The 23,242-nt window shown below is 44.0% G+C and carries 23 protein-coding genes and 1 pseudogene; 3 read left to right on the top strand and 21 right to left on the bottom strand.

Going from position 1 to position 23,242, the window contains the following annotated elements; translation table 11 throughout:
* Positions 1-160: 160 nt before the first annotated feature.
* Positions 161-568 carry a VOC family protein gene (locus AC0LWM_RS31115; RefSeq protein ID WP_474678931.1) on the bottom strand — a complete coding sequence of 136 codons (408 nt, stop codon included), beginning with the start codon at positions 566-568 and terminating at the stop codon, positions 161-163.
* A gap of 149 nt (positions 569-717) precedes the next feature.
* Positions 718-1,185 carry a VOC family protein gene (locus AC0LWM_RS31110; protein ID WP_474678930.1) on the bottom strand — a complete coding sequence of 156 codons (468 nt, stop codon included), beginning with the start codon at positions 1,183-1,185 and terminating at the stop codon, positions 718-720.
* 389 nt (positions 1,186-1,574) lie between these two features.
* Here AC0LWM_RS31110 and AC0LWM_RS31105 point away from each other — a divergent pair.
* A pseudogene (locus tag AC0LWM_RS31105) lies at positions 1,575-2,771 on the top strand (IS110 family RNA-guided transposase).
* A gap of 251 nt (positions 2,772-3,022) precedes the next feature.
* Here the strand turns inward: AC0LWM_RS31105 and AC0LWM_RS31100 are convergent.
* The 9 genes from AC0LWM_RS31100 to AC0LWM_RS31060 form a co-directional block, all read right to left on the bottom strand.
* Positions 3,023-4,876, bottom strand: coding sequence for an ABC transporter ATP-binding protein (locus tag AC0LWM_RS31100; protein ID WP_474678929.1), 1,854 nt, complete (start codon positions 4,874-4,876; stop codon positions 3,023-3,025).
* Positions 4,877-6,727, bottom strand: coding sequence for an ABC transporter ATP-binding protein (locus AC0LWM_RS31095; RefSeq protein ID WP_474678928.1), 1,851 nt, complete (start codon positions 6,725-6,727; stop codon positions 4,877-4,879).
* Between the two features lie 423 nt (positions 6,728-7,150).
* Positions 7,151-8,389 carry an RNA polymerase sigma factor gene (locus AC0LWM_RS31090; RefSeq protein ID WP_474678927.1) on the bottom strand — a complete coding sequence of 413 codons (1,239 nt, stop codon included), beginning with the start codon at positions 8,387-8,389 and terminating at the stop codon, positions 7,151-7,153.
* Positions 8,390-8,396: 7 nt separating this feature from the next.
* Positions 8,397-8,741, bottom strand: coding sequence for a YciI family protein (locus AC0LWM_RS31085; RefSeq protein ID WP_474678926.1), 345 nt, complete (start codon positions 8,739-8,741; stop codon positions 8,397-8,399).
* Between the two features lie 462 nt (positions 8,742-9,203).
* On the bottom strand, positions 9,204-9,680 hold the full coding sequence (locus AC0LWM_RS31080) for a VOC family protein (RefSeq protein ID WP_474678925.1): 477 nt from the start codon (positions 9,678-9,680) through the stop codon (positions 9,204-9,206).
* A gap of 53 nt (positions 9,681-9,733) precedes the next feature.
* Positions 9,734-10,240: an SRPBCC family protein gene (locus tag AC0LWM_RS31075; RefSeq protein ID WP_474678924.1), complete on the bottom strand. Its 507-nt coding sequence runs from the start codon at positions 10,238-10,240 to the stop codon at positions 9,734-9,736.
* Positions 10,237-10,590 (bottom strand): ArsR/SmtB family transcription factor, encoded by a 354-nt coding sequence (locus AC0LWM_RS31070; RefSeq protein ID WP_474678923.1) that lies wholly within the window; start codon positions 10,588-10,590, stop codon positions 10,237-10,239. Before AC0LWM_RS31070 ends, AC0LWM_RS31075 begins: the two co-directional genes overlap by 4 nt.
* A gap of 465 nt (positions 10,591-11,055) precedes the next feature.
* Entirely contained in the window at positions 11,056-11,706 is a 651-nt protein-coding gene (locus AC0LWM_RS31065) for a VanW family protein (protein WP_474678922.1), read from the bottom strand.
* 330 nt (positions 11,707-12,036) lie between these two features.
* Positions 12,037-12,291 carry a hypothetical protein gene (locus AC0LWM_RS31060; RefSeq protein WP_474678921.1) on the bottom strand — a complete coding sequence of 85 codons (255 nt, stop codon included), beginning with the start codon at positions 12,289-12,291 and terminating at the stop codon, positions 12,037-12,039.
* A 260-nt stretch (positions 12,292-12,551) separates the two neighbouring features.
* Between AC0LWM_RS31060 and AC0LWM_RS31055 the strand changes: the two genes are divergently transcribed.
* A complete protein-coding gene (locus AC0LWM_RS31055) occupies positions 12,552-13,112 on the top strand; it encodes a hypothetical protein (RefSeq protein WP_474678920.1) in 561 nt (186 codons plus the stop codon).
* 139 nt (positions 13,113-13,251) lie between these two features.
* Here the strand turns inward: AC0LWM_RS31055 and AC0LWM_RS31050 are convergent, their stop codons facing one another.
* A complete protein-coding gene (locus tag AC0LWM_RS31050) occupies positions 13,252-13,731 on the bottom strand; it encodes a hypothetical protein (protein WP_474678919.1) in 480 nt (159 codons plus the stop codon).
* 361 nt (positions 13,732-14,092) lie between these two features.
* Between AC0LWM_RS31050 and AC0LWM_RS31045 the strand changes: the two genes are divergently transcribed.
* Positions 14,093-15,316, top strand: coding sequence for an IS110 family RNA-guided transposase (locus AC0LWM_RS31045; RefSeq protein ID WP_474678918.1), 1,224 nt, complete (start codon positions 14,093-14,095; stop codon positions 15,314-15,316).
* 254 nt (positions 15,317-15,570) lie between these two features.
* Here AC0LWM_RS31045 and AC0LWM_RS31040 read toward each other — a convergent pair whose 3' ends face one another.
* The 9 genes from AC0LWM_RS31040 to AC0LWM_RS31000 all read right to left on the bottom strand — a co-directional run bounded on the left by AC0LWM_RS31040 (position 15,571) and on the right by AC0LWM_RS31000 (position 23,033).
* Positions 15,571-16,551, bottom strand: a complete 981-nt coding sequence (locus AC0LWM_RS31040) for a VOC family protein (RefSeq protein WP_474678917.1) — start codon at positions 16,549-16,551, stop codon at positions 15,571-15,573.
* 227 nt (positions 16,552-16,778) lie between these two features.
* Entirely contained in the window at positions 16,779-17,108 is a 330-nt protein-coding gene (locus tag AC0LWM_RS31035; RefSeq protein WP_474678916.1) for a hypothetical protein, read from the bottom strand.
* Positions 17,109-17,617: 509 nt separating this feature from the next.
* Positions 17,618-18,412, bottom strand: coding sequence for a Cof-type HAD-IIB family hydrolase (locus tag AC0LWM_RS31030; protein WP_474678915.1), 795 nt, complete (start codon positions 18,410-18,412; stop codon positions 17,618-17,620).
* Positions 18,413-18,597: 185 nt separating this feature from the next.
* Positions 18,598-19,020, bottom strand: coding sequence for a barstar family protein (locus AC0LWM_RS31025; RefSeq protein WP_474678914.1), 423 nt, complete (start codon positions 19,018-19,020; stop codon positions 18,598-18,600).
* Between the two features lie 94 nt (positions 19,021-19,114).
* Positions 19,115-20,104: a phosphotransferase enzyme family protein gene (locus tag AC0LWM_RS31020; protein WP_474678913.1), complete on the bottom strand. Its 990-nt coding sequence runs from the start codon at positions 20,102-20,104 to the stop codon at positions 19,115-19,117.
* Positions 20,105-20,287: 183 nt separating this feature from the next.
* Entirely contained in the window at positions 20,288-20,986 is a 699-nt protein-coding gene (locus AC0LWM_RS31015; protein ID WP_474678912.1) for a GDSL-type esterase/lipase family protein, read from the bottom strand.
* Between the two features lie 486 nt (positions 20,987-21,472).
* The gene (locus tag AC0LWM_RS31010; protein ID WP_474678911.1) at positions 21,473-21,958 is read right to left on the bottom strand and encodes a VOC family protein; all 486 of its coding nucleotides are present in this window, start codon (positions 21,956-21,958) and stop codon (positions 21,473-21,475) included.
* Positions 21,959-22,140: 182 nt separating this feature from the next.
* Positions 22,141-22,707 (bottom strand): VOC family protein, encoded by a 567-nt coding sequence (locus AC0LWM_RS31005; protein ID WP_474678910.1) that lies wholly within the window; start codon positions 22,705-22,707, stop codon positions 22,141-22,143.
* 74 nt (positions 22,708-22,781) lie between these two features.
* Positions 22,782-23,033 carry a hypothetical protein gene (locus AC0LWM_RS31000; RefSeq protein WP_474678909.1) on the bottom strand — a complete coding sequence of 84 codons (252 nt, stop codon included), beginning with the start codon at positions 23,031-23,033 and terminating at the stop codon, positions 22,782-22,784.
* Positions 23,034-23,242: the final 209 nt, after the last annotated feature.

Here is a 23,242-nt window from a genome sequence, read left to right as displayed (position 1 = left end):
CATTCGTATCATTTCCTAATTATTGTTATTGTATCAGTTAGAATTCAGATGTCAATCGTGAATATTAGAAACCTGCATAATACTCGAAAACCCACTCGTAATTAACGTAAACTGCCCGTTAGCTTAACTTATTGGGTATACTCGACCCAATATCCAACTTTTAATCGATCCAATTATCTCCAGCACTCCCCGTATAGCCTCCCCATACAGGAATCTCGATACCATCAGGATCATACATTTTGAATAAAAGTCCACATCCGCCTTGATCAATAATTTCGGTGACCTTGACGCTATTTTCTTGCAATAAGCTATGATACTTTTTGACATTTTTAACATATAGTCCGAAAGGAAGATATTGATCTAATTCATTCGGATTTGCCTTGTTTAACTCAATGTCAGGTCCCCAAGGCATTTTTAAAATGGCAAGTCCATCACCTTGTTGTCTTATTTGACAACCAAGATTAGCTACATACCATGGAACTGAACGGTTAACATCGCTAACTTTAAAACCGATATAAGCAACTCCCTTTACTTCGTTTAGCACGTTTTGTTTTAGTTCTTGTTCCATTCGCTTAACAACTCCTTTGATTAACTTAGTTTTGGTGACTTACATTTATTTTGATGCTATATGATGTCGCAAACCTGACTTATTGAAGAAATAAATCTATTAATAATTTCGTTTCCACAATCACACTATCCTGCCCGTAAGTTCAACGATTACGGTTGCCATATTTCCATTAGATTCCCATCTGGGTCGCAAAATCTAAAGTTAGGTCCGCAAGGTCTGTTTTCTGGAATTTCGGTTACGATGTTCACTCCGTTTTTCTTGAAACGATCGTACATCTCTTGAATACGGGGAGTAATGAAACAAGCCACAGGTTGTCGATAACCATCGCCATATGTATAACCGTAACTCCCGGCTGCTTCTGTTGCAGTACCCAGAAATAAAGCCGGCACCGTACTCCGAAGACCGGCTTCAGCGAAATTTCCATTATGATCGGGAAATCTCAAGATCGCTATTTCCATTCCAGGTCCATGATTGTTGTGATCTGTGTTTTGACACCCTAAATTTTTTTGATACCATTTAACAGACTCGTAAACATTGCTCACCGGAATATAAATACATGTAATACCTGTTATGTCCTCCAGTCTTTCCTCCGATTTGATTTCTTCATTCGTTTTCATTTTTTCATTTCTCCCTTCTCATTTCACATTAGTCTCTAGAATTTGACTTACAGTTATTTTGATGCCACATGATGTCGCAAACCTGACTTACTGAAGAAATAAATCTATTGTTAATTTCGTTTCAACAATCGCATTATCCTGCCCGTTCGTATTATGAGGTCACCAGAACTTACTGGTCGACCTCCTTTTTGTGTGGTCATAAGATTGAGGTAGCCGGGGATCGAACGTTTCTGCCCGTGGGACTCGGATCCCGAGAGCTATTCCGTTCATCCCCCCTACTTGTTAAACCATGATTAGGCTAGTTGGGGCTTTGACTCCGAATCACATGCGATAATGTGGACGACAAGAAGGTTAGGGGCTGCCGGCGAATACAGATTAGGAGTGGTTGAATGAATCCCGTCATAGGGTTGGATATTTCCAAAGGAGAAAGTCATGCACAAGCTTTTACAAATCGAGGAATGCCATACGGTAAGACCTTTCGTTTTGAGCATGATCTTGAGGGCTGGCGTCTTTCCTACGATACGCACAGGAGCTTGAGTCTTTACGGGACTGCGTCCTGCCGTCGTGTTAGAAGCAACCGGGCATTACCACAGCCCTGTCGTTCAGTTTCTGGATGAGCATCAGTACTTGTACATCGTTATTAATCCTTTGATTTCTCATCAGGCTAAAAAAACCAACTTACGTAAGGTGAAAACGGGTATTGCTGACGCGTACCAACTAGGGGAATTGTTTTACAAGGAAGAGTTGGAGCCTTATAAAAAACGTGGCCAATATCTAATGAATCTGCGCTATCTGACACGGCAGCATGAGTCTTTAACAGATATGTATGTGCAAGCGAAGCTGCAGTTTCAGGCGGTCCTCGATCAGGTCTTTCCGGAATACCATGGTGTATTTGGGGATCTCTATTCGAAGCTGTCGCTTCGTTTTCTGACTCTTCACCCTACATCCCAATCGGTGCTGGCCAAGTCCCTGGAAGATATCACGGCGACGATCCAGTGCCTTGCTGGGCGCTCTAATTCCACTTGGGCGCTTGAACGTGCACAGAAACTAATGGCTGCCGCGGAGCGCAATCCTTTCAAGGAGACAGCTTTTCCTAGTCATCTTATCTCACTGGAGCTGCTTATTAACCTACTTCTTCAGTACAAGGAGAATCTAGCCAACCTTGACCAGTCGATAGATGCTCTGGCTGAAGAATTACAGGAGTATGATTTGATCCAATCGATACCTGGCATTGGCACCAAAATTGCTGCAACAATTCTGGCTGAAGTCGGGGAAATCGATCGATTTGATCATGCAAAGAAACTGGTTGCATTTGCCGGTGTCGATCCAAGCGTGTTCTCTTCCGGCAAGTTTACAGCGACTCGAAACACGATTACCAAACGTGGTTCCAAGAGACTCGAACAGCCTTATACCAAGCCGTACGTTGTGGTTTGCGTAGCTCTCGAAACCAGAAGCTCCGAGCCTACTACGAGAAAAAGCGTTCTGAAGGCAAACCGTTTAAAGTGGCCGTAATTGCCTGCGTAAACAAGCTGATCCACTGGGTTTATGCGATTCTCACCAAAAAAGAAGCATTTCGACAGAGCTAGATAAGAAATACTCACCTTCTGAGGAAAACCTTCCCAAACCCTATGGGACGGTTATTTGTTATGCCTTCTTTTAAGTATACCATCTCATGAAAAGGCCATTAATAATTAAATATTGACAAGCTATTAGCTGGAATAGTTCAATCCCCTATGGTATCGTTAAGACGAATTTTTGCCGAGAGCCCCACTCAACCGGCGCCTTGAGCCTAGAGGTCAAGGGGCACCGGTTTTATTCTAGTTTGGGGCCACGTTACTCAAGAAGCAACAAACGAATTTGGGTTATCTTGATACCATTGAGCTTGCGAATTGTACATTCGGGCATATAGGCCGTTTTGCTCCAACAGTTCTTGATGGCTCCCGTCTTCTACGATGTTGCCTTCATCGAACACGAGAATTCGATCAACCACGCTTGTAATTCCAAGGCGATGGGAGATGATGATGGTTGTTCGACCGCCTGTAAGATCGTTCAAATCCTCGTAGAGCTGGGCTTCCGCTCTAGGGTCCAACGCCGCCGTAGGTTCGTCGAAAATCAGGATATCGGTCTCCTTCCTTGCCAAGGCGCGCGCGAACATGACCCGTTGCCACTGCCCTCCGGAAAGATTGATTCCCTTCTCTCCCATCGTTCCGATCACCGTTTCCAGCCCATCCGGCATTTCGTCGGCAAATTTGCTGACCCCCGACTTCCTGCATATCTCCTCAAGTTCTTCGCTTGTCATCTCTCTTGAAATGTCTCCTATGCGAATATTATCGGCGATGCTCATTTCGTATTTTCCGAAATCCTGATACGCGCATGAGATCGTTCGGCGGATCGTTTCCGGATCGTCGTTGATGCTTGCGCCGTTAAACAAAATTTCACCTTCCTCCGCTCTGTAGATTCCCGTTAACAGCAAAGTAAACGTGCTTTTGCCGCTGCCGTTTTTGCCTACGATAGCGATCTTTTCGCCCGGCCGAATCTTGACCGACAACCCTGTGATCGCCGGCTTGGCCGAGCCGGGGTAGGTGAAGCGGACATTCCGACACTCGATCGTTTGGCGGCCCGAGACAGGCAACCCGCGTTCTTCTTGATCTACTTCGAGATTGGTTAATTCGGTGTAATCGTCCACATATTTCGCCGAATAACCGATTTCTAGCATCGTTCTGGAAAAATTGGTAACATTTCCGAGAAAAAGTCCGATCGCTCCGCTCATTAAGGAAAAAGTCCCGAGCGATGTTTGCAGATGATAAATATCGTAAACGACGAGACCCAAACCGACGATATAACTCAGCGTTGCAGGAATGCTGGACAGAAGGCGATAAAACGTCAACCGGTTATTCAACGCGCTCCGTTCTTTAAGGAGTGCTTGGCTGCTCGCGCGGAATCGATCCCGAATCAGAGGGAAATATTCATAAAGATATTTCTCGGCCGTGTAAGCCGTGCTCGACGCAACCTCGACGGCGTAGCTCATTTTTTTATAATTGGTGAGTTCCCAATACGCTTCGTTATACTGCATGTCGTTGCTTTTGTTCGTGAGCAGCAGGCCCGGAATCGTTCCGACGATAATCACAAGGCCAACCATCCAGTTGTTCACAAATACCAGTAAGCCAATACTAATTAAGTTGAATAAACTCAATAAGATCATGAAGGAAGATTGAATCATATTCGTCATTTTATCCGGTACGTTGGAGTTGATAAAAAGAAGTTTTTCCTGGTAATCCGTATCATGGATATATTTCATCTTCATCGAGGTCGATTTTTTGAGAATTCGGCCTTTGACGGCGAGGTAAGCCTTGCTGCGCAATAGGCTGAAGTACAAACTCACGAACGGATTTAATAGCGCGTTTGCGAACTGGGTCAGGAAAAGCCCGAAAATGACGGCGACAAGAATGTTCATTGCATTCGCATCTTTGTCTTGAAACAACTCAACCGCGGAATCGGTAATTTGCTTGTTGAGCAAAGGGATAATAATTGACGATCCCGTGGTAAAAATGGCGAAAACAACAAGCATCGCGATATATTTTTTTTCGTGGATAAGTCCCGTTTCTTTGACCGCATGGAAAAGCAGTTTCAGCGTCCCCTTGAACCCCAGTTTTTTCTTAATCAGAGACTGCCTGAGCTCAAAATGGCTCAATCAACTCATCTCCCCGCAATAGTTTTCAAACTCCACCTTCCGGTACCACTTCGCTTGATTTTCGAACATTTCGTAATATTCGCCTTTGAATTGGATCAGTTCATCATGCGTCCCGTCTTCGGCGACTTTCCCGTCTTTCATTACAATGATGCGGTCGGCCAGCCTGGCAAAGCCGATGCGATGCGAAATAAGAATGGCGGTTCTACCTTGAATCAGCTCACGGATTTTCATGAACTGCAAATATTCCGAAATCGGGTCCAGTTGGGCGGCGGGCTCGTCGAGAATAAGGACCTCGCGATCCCCCAAATGCGCTCTTGCAACCGCCAGCTTCTGATATTGGCCTTGCGACAGATCTACCGCGTTTTCGTTGAACCATTTCATGAGCAGTTGATCGAGCGTTCCGTCTCCTCTCGATTGAATGACCTCCGTCGCGTTGCCGCGGTCGGCGGCAGCCCATATCAACTCGTCATTATGAAGCTCATGCGGCAGCGATAAAGCGATGTTATCGCGGTAGGCATAGCGGTAGGTCATATAATTTTGCATCGTTGCGCCGATATGTCTGTTGAGATCCGCACGCTCCAGCTCGTTATACCGGTATCCCCTGAACCTGATTTCTCCGCCTTCCTGCCCGTACAAGCCAAGCAGCAGCTTGACCAGCGTCGTTTTCCCGCAACCGTTTTCCCCACATAATGCAACAATTTGCCCTGCCCCAATCTTCAAGTCCAGTCCGTCTAGTATGGTTTTGCCGCTGTCATATGAAAACTTCAATGCCTCGAGAGAGAACATCTCGTCCGATTTTGCCGGTTTAGGCGCGTAGGAGCCAGGGACGCTCGTCGGCGGAACAACCGGCGTTTCGCCTTCTCTTTCGCAAATTTCCAGAAGCTCCTTCTGATTTCGCAGCGCGATCAGCCAATGAAAGATTCCCGACAGCGATTGGCTAGCCTCATCAATGCTCGAAAGCAAGGTGAGCACGAGTTGCGTCATCATCGTCATAATCCCGACCGTAATCAGATCAGCTTTCAGCAAAAATGCGGACACGATCATAATAACGGCAACGAACAGAGAGTCCAAAATATTGCATGCCGCAAACAATAACCCGCCCCTGGCGTTAACTTTGTTTTGCTTCTCCTGCACGAGCCGCTCGGCATGAAACCATCGGCCGTAGATGAAATCCCCCAATTTCAGCATCCGGATTTCTTTGGCCTTACCGAAATCGTTCGCAAGCCCGTAATAATAACCTGCCTTGCGGTTGTCTTTTTCGATTTCGTTCCAATAGTTCAGGTGCAGCGTCATAATTTTTTTGGCGACAAAAAACCGGACGACGATCAGAACCGCGGCTATCAATCCGTAGTACCATAATACTTGAACCGCCATGACCATCAAGCTGATCACGGTTACGCATTCCGCCGCGAGCTGGATCATATCCTTCACAAAATACGTGATCCGGTTGATTTCTGCAGGCAGTCTTGCCGCTTTGTCGTGATACTCCGACTTTTCCATCGTGCGCAAAGACAACAACTGCGTTTTGATCAGAAATCTCTCTTGGATGCGCGGAGCGAAATAAAGAAATAAAAATTGTCCCATATAACCGGACATGAGCTGATAAATTTCCCGGAACAAATAGGCCGCCCCGAAAAACAACAGCAGTCTCAGTAATTCGGCGAAGCCTCCGGCAGCGCCGCTGCCAAGCGCGTCGATGATGTCCTTCGTGATATTCAAAGTAATGACGGGGACGACGGCTCCGAGCATCGAGATGAGCGACCAAACCAAAAAAGTGAGCTTGTTCAGGCTCCATGCTGTTTTGAGACCCCAAAGAAATACAGAAACATTGTCTTGCTTTGCGTTCTTCATCCGTCCCTCCGTTTGGCGATGTGGATTTGATCGCACAAAGAGTGTGCACCTTTAAACATAACCTAAATCCAGGTGAATTTCTTGTAATATCGTACAAAATATTGCAAATCACGACCGAATCCGGCTTACCCACATACGTGTAAATAAAAACGGCGCCCGAACCATTGTGGTTCAAGACGCCGTTTTTTTACGACATTACTCGCTCATTTTTGATCACAGTCAGTCGCCGCGTTTCCAGAAACTCTAGGAAAGCTTTACCGAAGCTTAAGGAAGCTCTACGGCATCTACCGTATTTCACTAACATTTCCCGTTAGTTCAGCAACGTACCTGTTATAGATAACACGGTTCAACCGCGCTGTCTGTAACGGCAAGTTAGTTTGGTGCAGTAGAAAAGGCACCCTAATCGGGTGCCCTCCAAAATCCTTATGAATGCCGCGTTTCGATCTCGGAAGCTTTGCGGCTTAAAAATTGTCGAACGGGAACGTCCGAGCTTAGTCCAATGGCACGGCTATAAGCAGAACGGGCATCTTCTTGTCGATTCATCTGCTTGTACAAATGACCGGAAAGCGCCCAATAGGGCTGATAGTTCACCACTTCTTCAGATGGTATAGCTTCCAGTAAGGCAATGCCGTGTTCTGGTCCATAAGCCTCCGCGACCGCGGCGGCTCGACCGACAAATGCTCCCAGTGTGGGGTGATTACGAACGAGGCCCTCGTACAACTGAGCAATTGCCTCCCACTCGATACGCCCCGTCCATAAGCGCTGTGCATGTACCGATTGAATCGCGGCCATAAGTTGAAAGCGACCGATTCTACCGGCTTGCGAGGCGGTATGCAGATAACGCTCCGCCTCTATGATCAAGCGTTGTTCCCATTGTGTGCAATCTTGCTCGGAGAGGGGAATATAGTTCCCCTCGTCGTCATGCCGTACCTCACGGCGCGCTTCACAGTGCAGCATAAGTGCCAGAAGACCGTAAACCTCAGGTTCGCGGGGGGCGAATTGGAGAAGCAGCTTCCCCAGATAAATGGCTTCCTCCGCCAATCCCCTGCGAGGTGAATCCGCAATAGCTGCCTCATCCCACCCGCTCCCATAAGCAGCATAGATGGCCTCCAGAACGGGTTCGAGACGATCCGGAATCTCCTCTGCATCAGGCATTTCAAAAGTGAGGCGTTCGGCACGGATTTTGGCTTTTGCCCGAGTAAGTCGCTGACCCATGGTGGAGGGCTTGGTGATGAAGGCAGACGCGATTAGAGCCGCATCGATGCCAAGCACCGTCTGCAACATAAGCGGCGTCCGCATCACGGCATCAATTGACGGATGCGTACAAAGAAACATCATCCTCAGTCGCTCGTCCGGAAAGGCGGCGCTTGATGAAGTCAGAAGATGTGCATCCTCAGACATGGCAACGAGCGTCGGCAGCGCATTTTCGGAAATACGGGTACGTCGCGATCGGTCGATCAGCCTCCTACGGGCGGCAGTAACCAGCCATGCTTCAGGCTTGTCCGGAACGCCGACCTTCGGCCAAGTTTCCAGCGCGGCGAGAAAAGCATCTCCAATGGCATCCTCAACAGCCTGAAGGTCCCGCCAATTTACAGCCAAATAGGAGAGTAATCGGCCATATGCATCACGAGCCGTTTTTTCAATGACCTGATTTATTTCCATAGAATATTTACAACGGGGGAATGTTCTGTCTGACCTCAACCGTATCGACGGGTGCTCGAGCAGCCCACTCTAATGCGGTGTCTACGTCTGAAACATCAATCACCATGATCCCGCCGAGCTGCTCTTTTGTCTCAGCAAACGGTCCGTCCTGAACCATCGTCTCGCCACCATGCCGCTTCATCGTCGCAGCTGTCTCAGGAGCATAGAGACCCGAACCATATACCACAATTCCAGCCTCCTGCAAAGCACGCACATAGTGCGTCCAGCCAGCCAAATATTGTTGTTGTCTGGCAGGATCCATTCTAGCCGCAAAGTCCTCCTGACTCTCATAAAACATCAAAGTGTAACTCATACAAAAACTCCTCCTGTAACCTTATAGAAATTTTGGTTTCGTTATAATGTCGTATCAGCTATTCCGATTTCTACAATACAGGAAAAATCATTCTTCAAAAACCTCCGACATCCTACTTCTCCTGTTCTTTATCACCATAAAAGTTTTTATGGTCACTTATGGTACGGTTCTCCGCGCTATCTATAACAGCAAGTTTTAAGGCCATCCTTCGCAGGAGGGCCTTTCTTTGATCTCGCTTTTTTCAACTATCATTCCTCGTAAGCGGAATCACTCTTATGTTAGTTTGCATCGAAAGAATTCAATGAACTCCTTTTTAACTTCATCCAGCTTGTCTCTGAGGAAATAATCCCCGTCGGGATATTCCACAAATGTATATTCTTTATTAAGCTCCCCTAATCTATGTGAATAGTTGATCTTTACGCTGTAGCTTGCTGCAATTCACCCAACGGTCATGCTGCCCACTTATTTCTCGTAAGCTTGCTTCAATGCCTGGATATCGATTTTATCCATTTGCATCATGGCTTCCGTGACGTTTTTTGCTTTTCGGGCATCCTTGTCTGCCAGCAACTCGCTGAGGGTCGCGGGAACGATCTGCCACGACAAGCCGAATTTGTCCTTCAACCATCCGCACCGGCCGGGTTCTCCCCCATTAGCAGTGAGCTTTTCCCACAGCTCATCGACTTCCTCTTGCGTTGTGCAGTTCACGAAGAACGAAACAGCCTCGTTGAATTTGAAGTGCGGACCGGCGTTTAACACCATGAACCGTTGTCCCTCCAGTTCGAAAGTGGCGGACATCAACGTCCCTTTCGGAAACGGCGCTCCATCTCCATAACGGGTGACATTCAACGTTCTTCCATTTTTGAACACCGAGTTATAGAAATTGATGGCTTCCTCCGCGTTATCATTGAACCACAAGAAGGGAGTAATTTTGTTTTGCATGAACATTTCCTCTCCTTAGCTCTAAAGTTTTGACTTTTTTAATTCTTTCGTTTTTAACGATGAAGTGAGCCGATGATTGAGGCGAACTTGTCGAGTGACTGGTTCATGCCCATGACGGCGTATTTGGACATTTGGCCCATCGTCCAGTTGTATTCGATGATCGTCAGTTCCGTCTTGGTATCGTTTATTGCTTTAAATTCTATGATGAATTGGACCTCTTTCGGAAAATCGGGGGGCATGCCCACATCTGCCGGGTCGATCGGGTTACCATCCGCGTCGGACAGGCTCTGCGTAAATTCAAGACGTTCCTCGGGCACAATCTTCGTATAAATGCCAGTATTGTAGTAAACTAGACCCCCTTGCTCTAACGGTGCCTGCATGCAGAATAAATACTTGCCGCCAACACGAAAATCAATTTCGCATCGCGGTGAGGTGTAGTGAGCTGGCCCCCACCAGAGTGCTACCAGCTTAGGATCTGTCCATCCTTTCCAGACCCACGCGATAGGGATGTCTATTATTCGAGTGATCACGAGTTCTTGCGTATTCGAGTTTTGGTTCACCGGGATTCCTCCGAATCATTTGGGGTTTTGGTATCTTTCGCAACTTCTGCTTTCATTACGGTCTCGAATGTATCCAAGCGCTGGCTCCATCGACGTCTCATGTTCCTGGACCAATCCTCGAATTCGACCATTGTATCCGTGTTGATCCGATAAATGCGTTGCTGCGCCCTTTTTTCCACAAGGATCAATTTCGCCTCAAGTAAAATCTTCAAATGTTGGGAGATCGCTTGCGGGCTGACTTCGAATTGATCGTGGATCTGAGATGCGGAGAACTCTTCAATGTCGGCAAGTATCTCCAGGATGCGGCGGCGCGTTGGATCTGCCAATGCGGAAAAAATATCGTTAGGCATACAGCTTGTTCCTTTCCCCTCCTTCCTGATTACCGGTCTTGATTGTGAGCTTCGTTTTGATTTCGTGGTGTGACTTTAGTTTATTTGTTGATCTTATATTAAACCATTTACTTTATAAAGTAAATGGTTTAATGAATATTTTCTAGTTACGGACTACACCTCTTTCCTAGAACGTTCCGCACTTGTAAGACAACTCGCAAATGCTGAATATAACTGCCTGTTACTTCAAACGAAACCAGGAAGCAACTGCCGCGGCAATCTGCTCCCTGGTTATTCCACTATCGTAACCGTTTGCGTAACAGGATGGGGCAAATTTGTTTCAACAACTGGCAGGGCATTTACACGGTGTTTTAAATAAAACATGATAGCGGCACAGTCGATGTTAATAAACTGCAGCGGATCATTGTGTATCCGTTCGGCAAGTTCGCCTACTGTGATCCAGCGGGGATTTTTCGTGTGGTTGCCTTAAGCCGAGCATAGATAACGACGCGTCCATACTATGCAACCATTGCGGTACTTATGGCCTTCTTGAGCGGGAGGCAAAATTTCTTGAAGCATCTCATTGTCGACCCGGACCGTCCCCGTGAAAGGGACTGGCGAATAGAGGCGGCACGTAAGCGTTGAACTATCATAATCAAAGTCCGTTCTCACGATAATATCGCCATCATGCGAATTGCGAAACTTAAGATCCCTACGGCCATATACATAGGTGGCATCGCCTCCGAGATGAATGAATCGCAATTCACCCCACATGTCGGTGCTATGATTGTGCTTCTCTAGAATGGAGAGATTGGCCTTCAATGCCGCATCGAATATCAAGGAAGCAACAGCACACACGCTACCGCCATTCGCAAAGGTGACCTCGCCGTTAATAATAACAGGACCTTTTTGGAAACCAAGCTTACTTGATGTATTCTTAAAGAACCTTCGAAGGGAGAATACTTGATTTGGTTCGAGCAACACGCCATCCAAGAGGGCACATGCGGTATGCAAGTTATGGAAACGACAGGCGTTAATCTCATCCCTTCCTTCCCAGCGAGAAATCTGGATGATAGATTCGGAGAGGAGCGAGCAATTTGTGAGCTCATAATCAGCATCCACCTTGTGAGTGGTCATTCGAAATAACCAGCCTCGCAATAGACTTCTCAAGTTGTCCTGGAGCAGCCTTGCAGGCAGCCATCTGACTTGAGTGCGATTCCGATGTCGAAGCATTAACTTAACCCTCCTAAAAAGTGACCATTTTAATATTTCTTACCGAATTTACTACCTCCCGTAGACGCCATAGTAGAACGTATTCCCGATATATGATTTCGAAGTGGATGTCCTTTCGATACAAACTATAAGAAAATCACCAAAACAGTTTTCCCTTTCTTGCCCTTAAGCTTAACAAAGAGCATCCGATTGCGTCTGACCTGCCTATTGAATATTGTACCGTTAGTTCAAACTTTAAATAGATTGTTTAGTTCCTTTTACTAACCCAACTATTAATAAAGCTAGTCCAAGTACTAAGAATATCCCTACGAATAAATTATCAATAACACCAGGCATAATTGGTTCAGCGAAGTATGATCCAGACCCATTAATTTGTACTGGAACAACAACACCCATCCATTTAACGACTGCAATAAACCTTTCCACTGTATACAAAATGCCACTTAATGCAATCAACCCCAAACCAGATATAAAACTGCTTTTCCACATCTGTTATTTCACCTCGCCTTTAATTATTGCTGATCGAATACTAATTAAAGGAAATCATAGCATACATTGTGAATATAATACATAACATATTGCCTACTCTGCCCGATTGCTGCGCGAGACCGCCAAAACAATTCCGCGGCAGTCTCGTGTTGTTAGTTTATTGAATTATTGTACCCTTAATCAGCCCTTCATTGAATCTGCGTCATGGGGTATTTTCCATTAAAGTAGTTTTAGAAATCAAATAGATAGGAGGAATGATCGTGAAATGTACTGTTCTATTAATCACGCTTGTTCTATCATCGTTTCTTCTACTAACAGGGTGTAGCGAAAATAATGAGAAGAGCTCTAAGGACTTGTTCAAAAACCAAATTTCTACTATGGAATCAGAGATTAAGCGTCTCAAACAAACCAACGAGAAGTTAGAAATTGAAACTAAAAAGCTTCAAGAACAACTGAACAAAAATATTGTGCTTCAGGACCAATTAAGTATGCTTATGACAAATGCAGATGTTTTATTTCAATCTACAAAACAATATAACGGCGTATTTCCTATTCTGAACAATGAGGGTGATAAAACGAAGGAAGCTATTTTAAGTAGTATTGATTTTTCTAGTAAGCTCATTGAGCTGCATGATAATGAGTTGATTTTATCAGCCGGACTTGGTGATACTGATGTAGATCAAAGCAAAATTGTAGTCGAATTAATGGTTTATCAGAGCTTTAAAGTCCCCGAGGAAATAAGTCCGCTCAAAGTTATGTTTATACATATGTCGAAGGAAAATGGAAAGTGGATCATGAATTCGTTCAGCAGGACAAACTAATCAATTAGAAAATGGGAAAGTCAGTTCATGACTTATGTAGCCTCACCTGGAGTTCAGTTATTTTGGTCATTTCCGGGCTGCCAAACGATTCCGCGGCAGCCTTGTGTTGTAGTTTTATTGAGCTCTTGTTATCCGTTAACTAAGAAGGTTCATTCACGAGCATTACAACATCACCATACATTTGGTCATCCAAAAACACTTCATATCTCCATAGCCCACTTAAAGGTAAAATGAAATTAGCTGTAAAACGATCCAAACTTGAATAGCCTGGACTTGGTTCGGATATAGTTTGGGGAGAGAATGCAGCTACACGTTTTCCTGTTTCCTTATGGTGGGCATAAATAGCGATTTTTTTCCCATTAAAAGTTTCGAACGGTGATGTGAAATGAAACATATACCCGCATGATTTACCTGCCGAAAGATTAGGATCAGGAAACATACTGAATAACACTTTACCGTTTTCTACAAATTCCGTTCGAACATTCCAATCCCTTACGTCACCTTCAGATGATTTATTCACTTGATTTTCCTTTCCTGTTCCTCTTTCTATTGAGCAACCTGCTAAAGTAAAAGTTAATATCAAAAAGGAACTTAGAATAAACTGGCTTATTTTCTTCATCACACACCCCCAAAATTTGGTTTTTACTTTTAGACGTTTACAAAATTACTTTAGTTTCTTTTTGTTAAAATAAAATCTCCGTAATTCAATTATTTCGTTAAACTGCCCGTTAGCCCCCCATGCCGCGCTTCGCGGCACCACAGATTATGAAAATGGGGCTCGTTCTTGACGATATACTTCTTACGGCTGGCGAGGAAGGTCGTTCAGCTATGGTGTCGCGAACCCATCCGTTAGTCTGACTCCGACGACCACGGTGCACCACGGACTGTCGCACCCTTTAGGGGTAGCACGCAGGGTAGAATAACCCATTTTGGTTGTTGCACCAGCCCGCAATTCCATTGCCGTAGAAGGGTGACTTTAGATGGAAGTACTCATTGAACGAGCATGCGGACTCGATGTTCACAAGAAGTCCATAACAGCCTGTATCGTTACACCGGACGGAAAGGAGATTAAAACGTTTCGTACTCACACCGTTTACCTTATGGAGTTGATTGACTGGATCAAAGAGTGCGGTTGTACCCATGTGGCTATGGAAAGTACAGGTGTTTTCTGGAAGCCAATCGTCAACCTGCTTGAGGCCGAGGATATCGAATTTCTTGTTGTCAATGCTCAGCACATGAAAGCCGTCCCCGGTCGTAAGACGGATGTGAAGGATGCCGAATGGATCTGCGATCTTTTGCGCCATGGGCTCCTCAAAGCCAGTTACATTCCAGACCGAATTCAGCGTGAACTGCGGGAATTGGTTCGGTATCGCCGAAGTTTAATTCAGGAACGTTCTCGTGAGCATAACCGCATCCAGAAAGTGCTCGAGGGCGCCAACATTAAGCTCGCTTCCGTCGTGTCCGACATCATGGGACTTTCCAGTCGGGATATGCTTCAAGCCATGATCGAGGGTGAAACCGATCCGGAAAAGCTTGCCGGCTTCGCGCGTCGATCGTTGAAGCGTAAGAAAGAAGAATTGGAATTGGCTCTTCGCGGTAACATGAGCGCCCATCAACGGCTAATGTTAAAAGCGATGCTAACTCACATCGACTTTCTCAATGAACAAATCGTGGATCTGGATACGGAGGTAGCCAAACGGCTCGACCCTTTTCAGGAGCAACTGGACCGACTGGACACCATCCCGGGGATCGCGCGTCGCACCGCTGAACAAATCCTTGCCGAAATCGGAACCGATGTAGGTGCCCGATTTCCGAGTGCTGCTCACCTTTGCTCATGGATTGGACTTGTTCCTGGGCATAACGAAAGCGCCGGTAAACGCAAGCCTTCCAAGACTCGTAAGGGGAACAAGTATCTCCGTGCGGCTCTCACAGAAGCTGCCCAATCCATACGAGGGTCAGACAACTATCTTGGGGCCCAATACCGACGTATTGCAGCCCGCAAAGGAGGGCAACGTGCGGCCATCGCAGTTGCACATTCGATGATGACGATCGCATATTATCTGCTGACGCGTGGCGAGAATTACCGTGATCTGGGTGCCAATTATTTTGAAACGAGGCAGCAAGAGATGATCGTCAAACAATCTGTACGAAGACTAGAAAACCTGGGCTTTACCGTTACAATATCCAACCCCGCTGCTTCATGACATCCATCCACCCCCATATAGAATGAAGGCGCCGCTTTAAAAAAACACGCTAGCCGCGCTTAGTTTCGTATTGCCATTTTAAGCTGCTCCGTGTATTTGATTTTCAGGGTAGTTGAGAAACAAGAGGAGCAGTTGCCGTGGCATACTACTCCTCTCATGTTCCCATTAGTTCAACAAATGAACGGGTTTCTTGTTTCCTCATAACCGAATAACGAAACCAAATTATTGATTGTTATTTTGTAAAGTTCTCTTTCCTAATTATAACGATATACATCAAATCGGTTTCCGTCTAGATCATAGAAATGAAACCAAGAAAATCCTTCAATCGCTGGATATCCTAGAATATCTGACACTATGATGCCATTATGTACTAAGAACGCATGGTATTCTGCAAATTCTTGTTTATCGTACAGGATGCAACAAGGCCTTGCCGCACCATCTAATCTTTCTTGAGATATTGCCCCGGCATCCTTCTCTAGTATCCAGTGTGAGTCATCATTCGAAAACTCCTTTCGTAACCCCATTAAAAGATATCCATGTTCAGAATGATCCTCCAACAACCACATTCCAACGAAGGTTTCATACCAACTTTTAGCAGCAGATAAATTGCTAACTCCTATACGATTCCATGACTGGACGAATTTTTGCGAACCTTCAGTAAGGTTAGGATCTTCTTGTATGGTTAGTCGTATTTTTTTATTTACAGCCCAAAAATCAAAATAATTATATCCCCCTGGGCCGGTATATGGTTCCCCAACGACCGCACCTGCACCTTGTAAGTAGGCTCTGGTTCCCGGTAGATCTTTAGTTCGCCAACACCATCTCACCCTCGATTCGTCAGAAACAGCGGTTAATAACGGATCAGCATCCTCCCGTAATTCATAGGATTGAATACATACCATGGAGCCTAGTATGGTCTTAAGCTCGTGAATAATCTTATCATTATTTTCAGGACGATTATCGAATTGATTTTCAAAGTTCCACCCCATATACTGACTGAACCAGTCTATCGCTTCTTGGTGTAGTGCCATTGGAACATATAAGTTTCCGCCATCGAATGCTAGTGCAGGGACGTTACCTACCATATTTATTTTCTCTGACTCACTCATGAACTCATCACCCTTTTCATTTGCTTTGTCATTATTATTGTCATTACCACCTTGTATAACTTTTAGTGACAGTGGAAAGATAGTCGGTTTATACCCATCCGAATTATTAGAAACTGTGTTGCTCATTTGTGTTCCTCCTTTACTGGTGATTATACCCCCATTTGAATTGTTAGTAGTGTATTTTTTATCAAAAACTTCCTTTTTGACTTTTATGTGATTTTCATTAATCTCGTTACTTCAATAAAATCTGCCGGTGGGCTGGCAGACTTGTGCATGGTGCTATCGTTGCTATCGTTTTCCGTTAGCTTCGTCTTGCTGCTTATGATTGAAACCCGTTTGGGTAGATCTATTTATTATATTAACTTGGATTCATTATTATTTTTCCACACAAACGGTATAAACAAATGCATTTCCCACTGATCATTCTCAAACGGAAGTGAGTTTTCCCATCTTTCAATCATCGCTCCATTACCGTAATCTCCATTATTATGGATCCAAGCAATAAGCTTGTCATATATGTATCCCATTTCAACTTTTGCCCCGCTATAGTGGAAGTGAGCATATTGCATTTCTGAGAATTCAAAAGGAATCATTCCGTTTGGGAGATTTTCGATCGAAGTGACTTCTACGGCTACTTTCCATACACCTTGAGGGGGCTCAACGGTCTCAGGACCGAAGATCATCATTCCTGCACCTGTTCGATTCCTTTCCTCCGTTTTCTAATCTTGTAATTATATTGGCGCTATGAATCACAGTAAAGGCTTTAGAACTGTTTGTGGTTTGTAACCATCAGCATACTTCTTACGTCCAAGATTCTTGGCATGTAGAGACATAAATTCACACTTCCTTACAGATGTTCTTTTCTCTCCATTCTAACATCGCTCCCAGAATATGTTGTGTATTTTTTTATCAACTTTATATTTCATGAACCGAGTATGGAGAAACGACTATTATTTAATTACAGATAACTGCCAGTTACTTCAATGAATATAAAAGTGGAGCTACCATGCGGCAGCTCCACACTCTCGTACTCGTTTCTTCAATAAGCTTGAATCTATAAAAAATCTACTGTAACCCTTTTCAAAGTTTTGCCCTTTAGTTGAGCGAAGCTGCCAAACGCTTCCGCGGCAGTCTCGTGATGTAGTTATATTGTGCTCTCGTCCCCGTTAGGTGAATCATTATCTGCAATTGATTACACCACAAACTTCTCAAGAGCAACAGCAACACCATCGTTATCATTTGATTCGGTAATGTGTTTTGCACAATTTTTCAGTTCAATTATCGCGTTTTCCATAGCGATCGGAAATCCGCACTTATGGAATAGTCCTAAATCGTTAAAGTCATCCCCGAATACCATCACATTTTCTGACTTCACCCCGATATCATTAAGCACCCATTGCACGGCTTCTTCTTTTGAGGCTGATTTTTGCATGATTTGAACCAATACTCCTCTATCAGTTGCGATTACGTTCACATGATCACCGTATTGCTCGATAACATCTATCCATGTGCTGTAACCATGAACCAATATTTTGGTTGGGGATAGTGAACTAATAAAATCCTTATCAACAACCAGGGGTTTAGGATCATTTGAACGGATACCGAAATGACTAAGTTGCGAGTCCGGAATTGGTGTACACGTATAGCATGAGTCATTGACCTCGTAATTAATTATCGATTGAGGTGCATGTAACTCGATGAAATTGTTGATCTGTTGGCTAATCTCCATAGGGATACTAATGTGCCGCTGAGTTTGCTTAGACTTGCATGTTATTAGAGCACCATTGTAATAAACCAAGTAGTCTACAAAAGGAAAATTCATCACAAATCGATTAGCCGCTCTAGGCGGTCGTGCTGTGGCAACAATTATATGAATTCCAGAATCATAACATCTTTTAACAGTCTGATGATTTCTAGGTGATATGGATTTGTCACTACCGAGCAATGTTCCGTCCAGGTCTAATACAATTGCCTGTATGTCCGACATCTGCTTCTCTCCTCACAAATAATTCTTCCAATAATAACCTATTTTCGGGAGAAATGCTAGACTCACTATTAAATTAATCTGCCCGTTTGTTGAACAAAAATTGGAACAGCTTCCTTGGCACACCACTCACTATTGTCTCGTTAGAGTTTAGTTACTTATTAATGTTACTAGTGACTTCGGCAAAATTAATCCATGTAATGAACTTGGCATGACCAACTAGGATATTTTATATTTAAATCCTCAAGACACTTTTTCATAATTTCTGAGTCCATAGGCAATGTTTTCTGCACATTAGACCAACCAATTATTCTTAAAACTTTAGGCATCTCAACTAAGCCTGTTATTGAATCCCAAAATGCATTCCAATTCATCCCATAAAACGGCGGAAAGCCAAGTGTCTCTTTTAGGATTGTATGGAGTTCTTTACTGGAATGAATTTCACTTAAATCCAGTTCAATGAATGNGCCTGTTATTGAATCCCAAAATGCATTCCAATTCATCCCATAAAACGGCGGAAAGCCAAGTGTCTCTTTTAGGATTGTATGGAGTTCTTTACTGGAATGAATTTCACTTAAATCCAGTTCAATGAATGTTGCCCGTTCTTCCACATCCAATCACCTCACTTAGAGAAAAACTATTCTGTATCTGACTCTAAAACTATGATTGGAGCAGGTCGCCGCGGCGCCTGCTCCAATCATAGTTTTAGAACTCATCGATCAACGAGATACCTTTCGTTATCCGCATTCTACTTTCGCGTAAGAAATCGCGAGTCCAATCGTCTGGTTGACTTAAGTCCCAGCTCCGGTGCATACCGACGACTACGATAATTTCGCGTAATCTAAGGAAAAGCTTCAGTAGTTCTTTCCAGTCGTCAGGCATTTGACGGCCATCCTCTGTGTAGCCTAGCTCAAAATGTTTAATGAAAAGTTCGTATTGCACCTTACGTTCAGACTTTGAATCTTCTCCGAATACATAAAGCAAATAATAGAGTTGGATAGCAATGTCCTCGACATACCAACTATACTGGCACTCGTCGAAATCGAAGAGCGTTATTTGCCCTAATTCATCGACCGTGAAATTTCCTACATTGATATCACCGTGAATTAATCCAAAATTATCAGCATTTACTGGCAGACTAGCCAAGTGTACTTTAAGTTCATCACGGGCATGAAGAATGGGTTGAAGCTCTGATGGTAAATAATCTTTTGCTCGTAAGAGGTATTCATTAAACTCCCAAGCGTGTCTTTTCGCAGTAGGTTTGTATAGTTTGGTAAGTTCATGAAGACGGCCAGTTATGCGACCGCATTGCTCATAAAGAATTGAATTACCTAAGCATTCTGGATATCCGATTTTGCTGCCAGGTGCGTGTCTGAAGGAGGTTACGTAGAAATCCACCGTATCTCCTTGGATACATTCAAAATCCTTTCCAGTAACCGAAGAAACCGGGGCTGAAACCGACATCCCATTCTCCGAAAGATAACGAATCCATTCTATTTCAGCTGCAAGTCCTTCTAACGTGCGAAGAGTGCCCGGAGTGAAACGGAGAATATATTTCAATTCATCGCGATCATAGGAATATATAAAGTTTTGAAAGCCACCGATGAAAATCAGATCCTTTGGGTTAACCCCAAACCGCGCAGCGCCTTCAACGGCATGTTCGTCCAGGAACATTAATTTTATTTTTGGGTCCATGAGTTCTCCTTGGTATTTGATTCATTACAAGCGAGAGCAATCCCAATTATTGAGTAAAGTATAATTGCCAATACGTTAGACAGCTTTTTTCTCCTTCAATTTAGCCTAAACCCCTCCATGAACTATCGAATCTTCTTTCCCCCTCTATATTGTTGTTACTGAGCCAAAGTGGCTAATGATCCGCTATCGAAGTAATGGACGGAGCACGTCTGCCCAGATACGATATCCTCGTTCTGAAAGATGACAAAAATCAGGAGCTGTTTCAGGAGAAAGGGTGCCATCCGATTCAAGCAAAAGTGGACCGAGATCGACGAAATCATATCCTCGCTCTCTGGCCAAATCCGCATACCGGGCGTTAATCTCAGCAATTTGTACACGCCTTGGATGATCAGGATACTGCTCGCGGGGAAATACTGCCATTATGACAATCCTCGCATCACGAGCCAAGTTGCTGACTCGGTCGCAGATCGTCCGCAAGCCTTCGGCAATTTCATACGGGCTGTTCACTCTCGCGTTTTCGGTATCGCTCGTGTTATTCGTACCGATTAGAATGACGACCGTCCTGGGAGAAAGCCCGGTCATCTCACCATGATCGAGCCGCCAGAGCACGTTTTGCGTGCGGTCCCAGCCGAAGCCAAGGTTCAGCACGCGAAAGGATCCGAACACAGCGTCCCACGACTCTGTAGAACCGTGAATGCCATCCGATTTTGGCTCGCCCCCCCAGAAATGGGTAATGGAATCACCGATCAGAACGACCTCCGGGTTAATTCTCGCCTGTTCACTTAATACCTGTTTGTGCCGTTGCCACCAGTCATAGCAGTCTTCCTCCAGCTTTGGAACCGGAATAACCGCCGTATTGACAGATTCATTTTCAATCCTCATGACGATCCCTCCATGGAATACTTTATGATACTGAAATCCAAATAACGAACTGAAATATGGATTCATTTTGAACAACCTTTTGTTGTTTGTTGTATTCAACTATCCTGGAGTAGTTCAATATGTTCGAAGAAAATAAATTCTTAGACTCTTTTTTTCAGTCTAATACTTTATTTTCTTTTGACAATACGTTATTGTGCGAGCTATGCCCAGCCGTCTGCATCACAACCCCGGTGCTTGGCGAAACTGAATATTCCAGAGCAAATTGAGCCATCGTTCCGGTGAGTGAGAGACACGTCCCGGCGTTTTTGAGCCACCCTTCCGAAGGGTGAGCCACCTCGTATCGCCTCCTGTTATAATGATTCTTAGAGGAGCAGTTGCCGCGGCATACTGCTCCTCTCATGTTCCCATTAAATACTATCTCTGGACTCATTAAAAGTTTTTCTGGAATAGAATCACTTTTTCATTTTACTTTAACTCAGTCATATATTATTGCCACACTGTGATTACATTTCCATCTAAGTCCATAAAATTAAAACTACTTATCTCCCAATCTATTTCACTAACTTCCACTCGTAATTCCTTTAACTTGTTGTAGCTTTCCTCAAGATTAGATGTTTGAATTACAAATAAAGATTCAGAACAAGGGCTGAAGTATTCTTTTTCGAATAGTACTACACCAACTCCTAGCTGGTTAGTCCTGTTCCCATCAAAACCACCAAAATTTAATCCGAGAACTTCAGAATACCATTTTTTCGATTTTTCCAGGTCTTTTACATAAATAAAGACTGAAAGAATTTCTTTAGCTAATACAAAACCTTCTACGTTCTTACTCGCCATTTCCACTACCTCCAAATCATTATTCATTTGTCCGTTAATGACTTTTAAGGCCTTTGGAATACTTGTGGGCTTGTACCCATCAGTTTTGATACCTACATCATAATCAGGAACTAGTTTTCTTTCACTCTGACCCACGAATACCACCTCACACAGGAAAAGTATACCACCCTATAACATCCTGCATATGTATTTTTTTATCAATTATTCTGCTCTGTTAGTTGGAGCAGGTCACCGCGGCGCCTGCTCCAAACATAATTATTTCGCTATCGTTCTCGTTAGAGCGTAATGAACATCGATTGTACACCGTACATGTGTGCTTACCCTTTATAAGCTGTAACGACAGAAAACTTATGTCCATCTGGATCTCGGAAGGTGAAACTTCTCCCGCAAATACCTCCATCTACTAGATCCGTTAAATCTGTACCGTCCTCTTTTAATCCCTGGTATAACGAATCAATTGATTCATCATCTACTTCAAAATTAATAGTAAACATTTCAAAATCTGATCCATCATCTCCCTTTGTAAGGAAGCTCAACACTTTCTTGTCCTTAACAGGAATTAAAAAGAATGCCCCTTCTCGCATATAAAGCATAGCACTGCTATCAATCGCGGCTTCACCGTTCCAATCAAAATTAAAATGTTTACAATACCATTCAGCGGATTTCTTTGGATCAGTCACAGGAATATAGTTACAAGAAATACGTCTGATCAGTCGTTCGTTCATAGGTATGCTCTGCCGTTGTGTCATTTTTTCTACCTCCAGAGAATTTTTCATTTGTCCATTTATGACTTTCAATGCTTTTGGAGTACCGATAGGCTTATACCCATCAGAATTTTTTTTACCCACATCATCATTAACAAGTTCTCTTGCACCATGACTCATCAATACCACCTCACATTGGTTAAGTATACCATCCGAATGTTTTGGGATATTGCATTTCTGAGAATTCAAAGGAATCATTCCGTTTGGGAGATTTTCTTTCGAGTGACTTCTACGGCTACTTTCCATATACCTTGAGGGGGCTCAACGGTCTCAGGACCGAAGATCATCATTCCTGCACCTGTTCGATGACCGATTTCCTCCAGGCGTGATTTCATTTCGGCGATTGCTAAGGGGATTGCAGTGCTTTTTTCCTCATCGTAGTTTTTACTGGTATGTATCGTCCCAACTGCAGTGAATGATTTTGAAACAACATCAATTTTCTCCATATCCTTTCCTCCGTTTTCTAGTCTTGTAATTATATTGGCGCTATGAATCACAGTAAAGGCTTTAGAACTGTTTGTGGTTTGTAACCATCAGCATACTTCTTACGTCCAAGATTCTTGGCATGTAGAGACATAAATTCACACTTCCTTACAAATGTTCTTTTCTCTCCATTCTAACATCGCTCCCAGAATATGTTGTGTATTTTTTTATC

This window comes from Paenibacillus sp. sgz302148, from assembly GCF_056120465.1.
The sequence above is the reverse complement of the archived record's forward strand: the minus strand, read 5'-3'. Positions and strand labels throughout refer to the sequence as shown.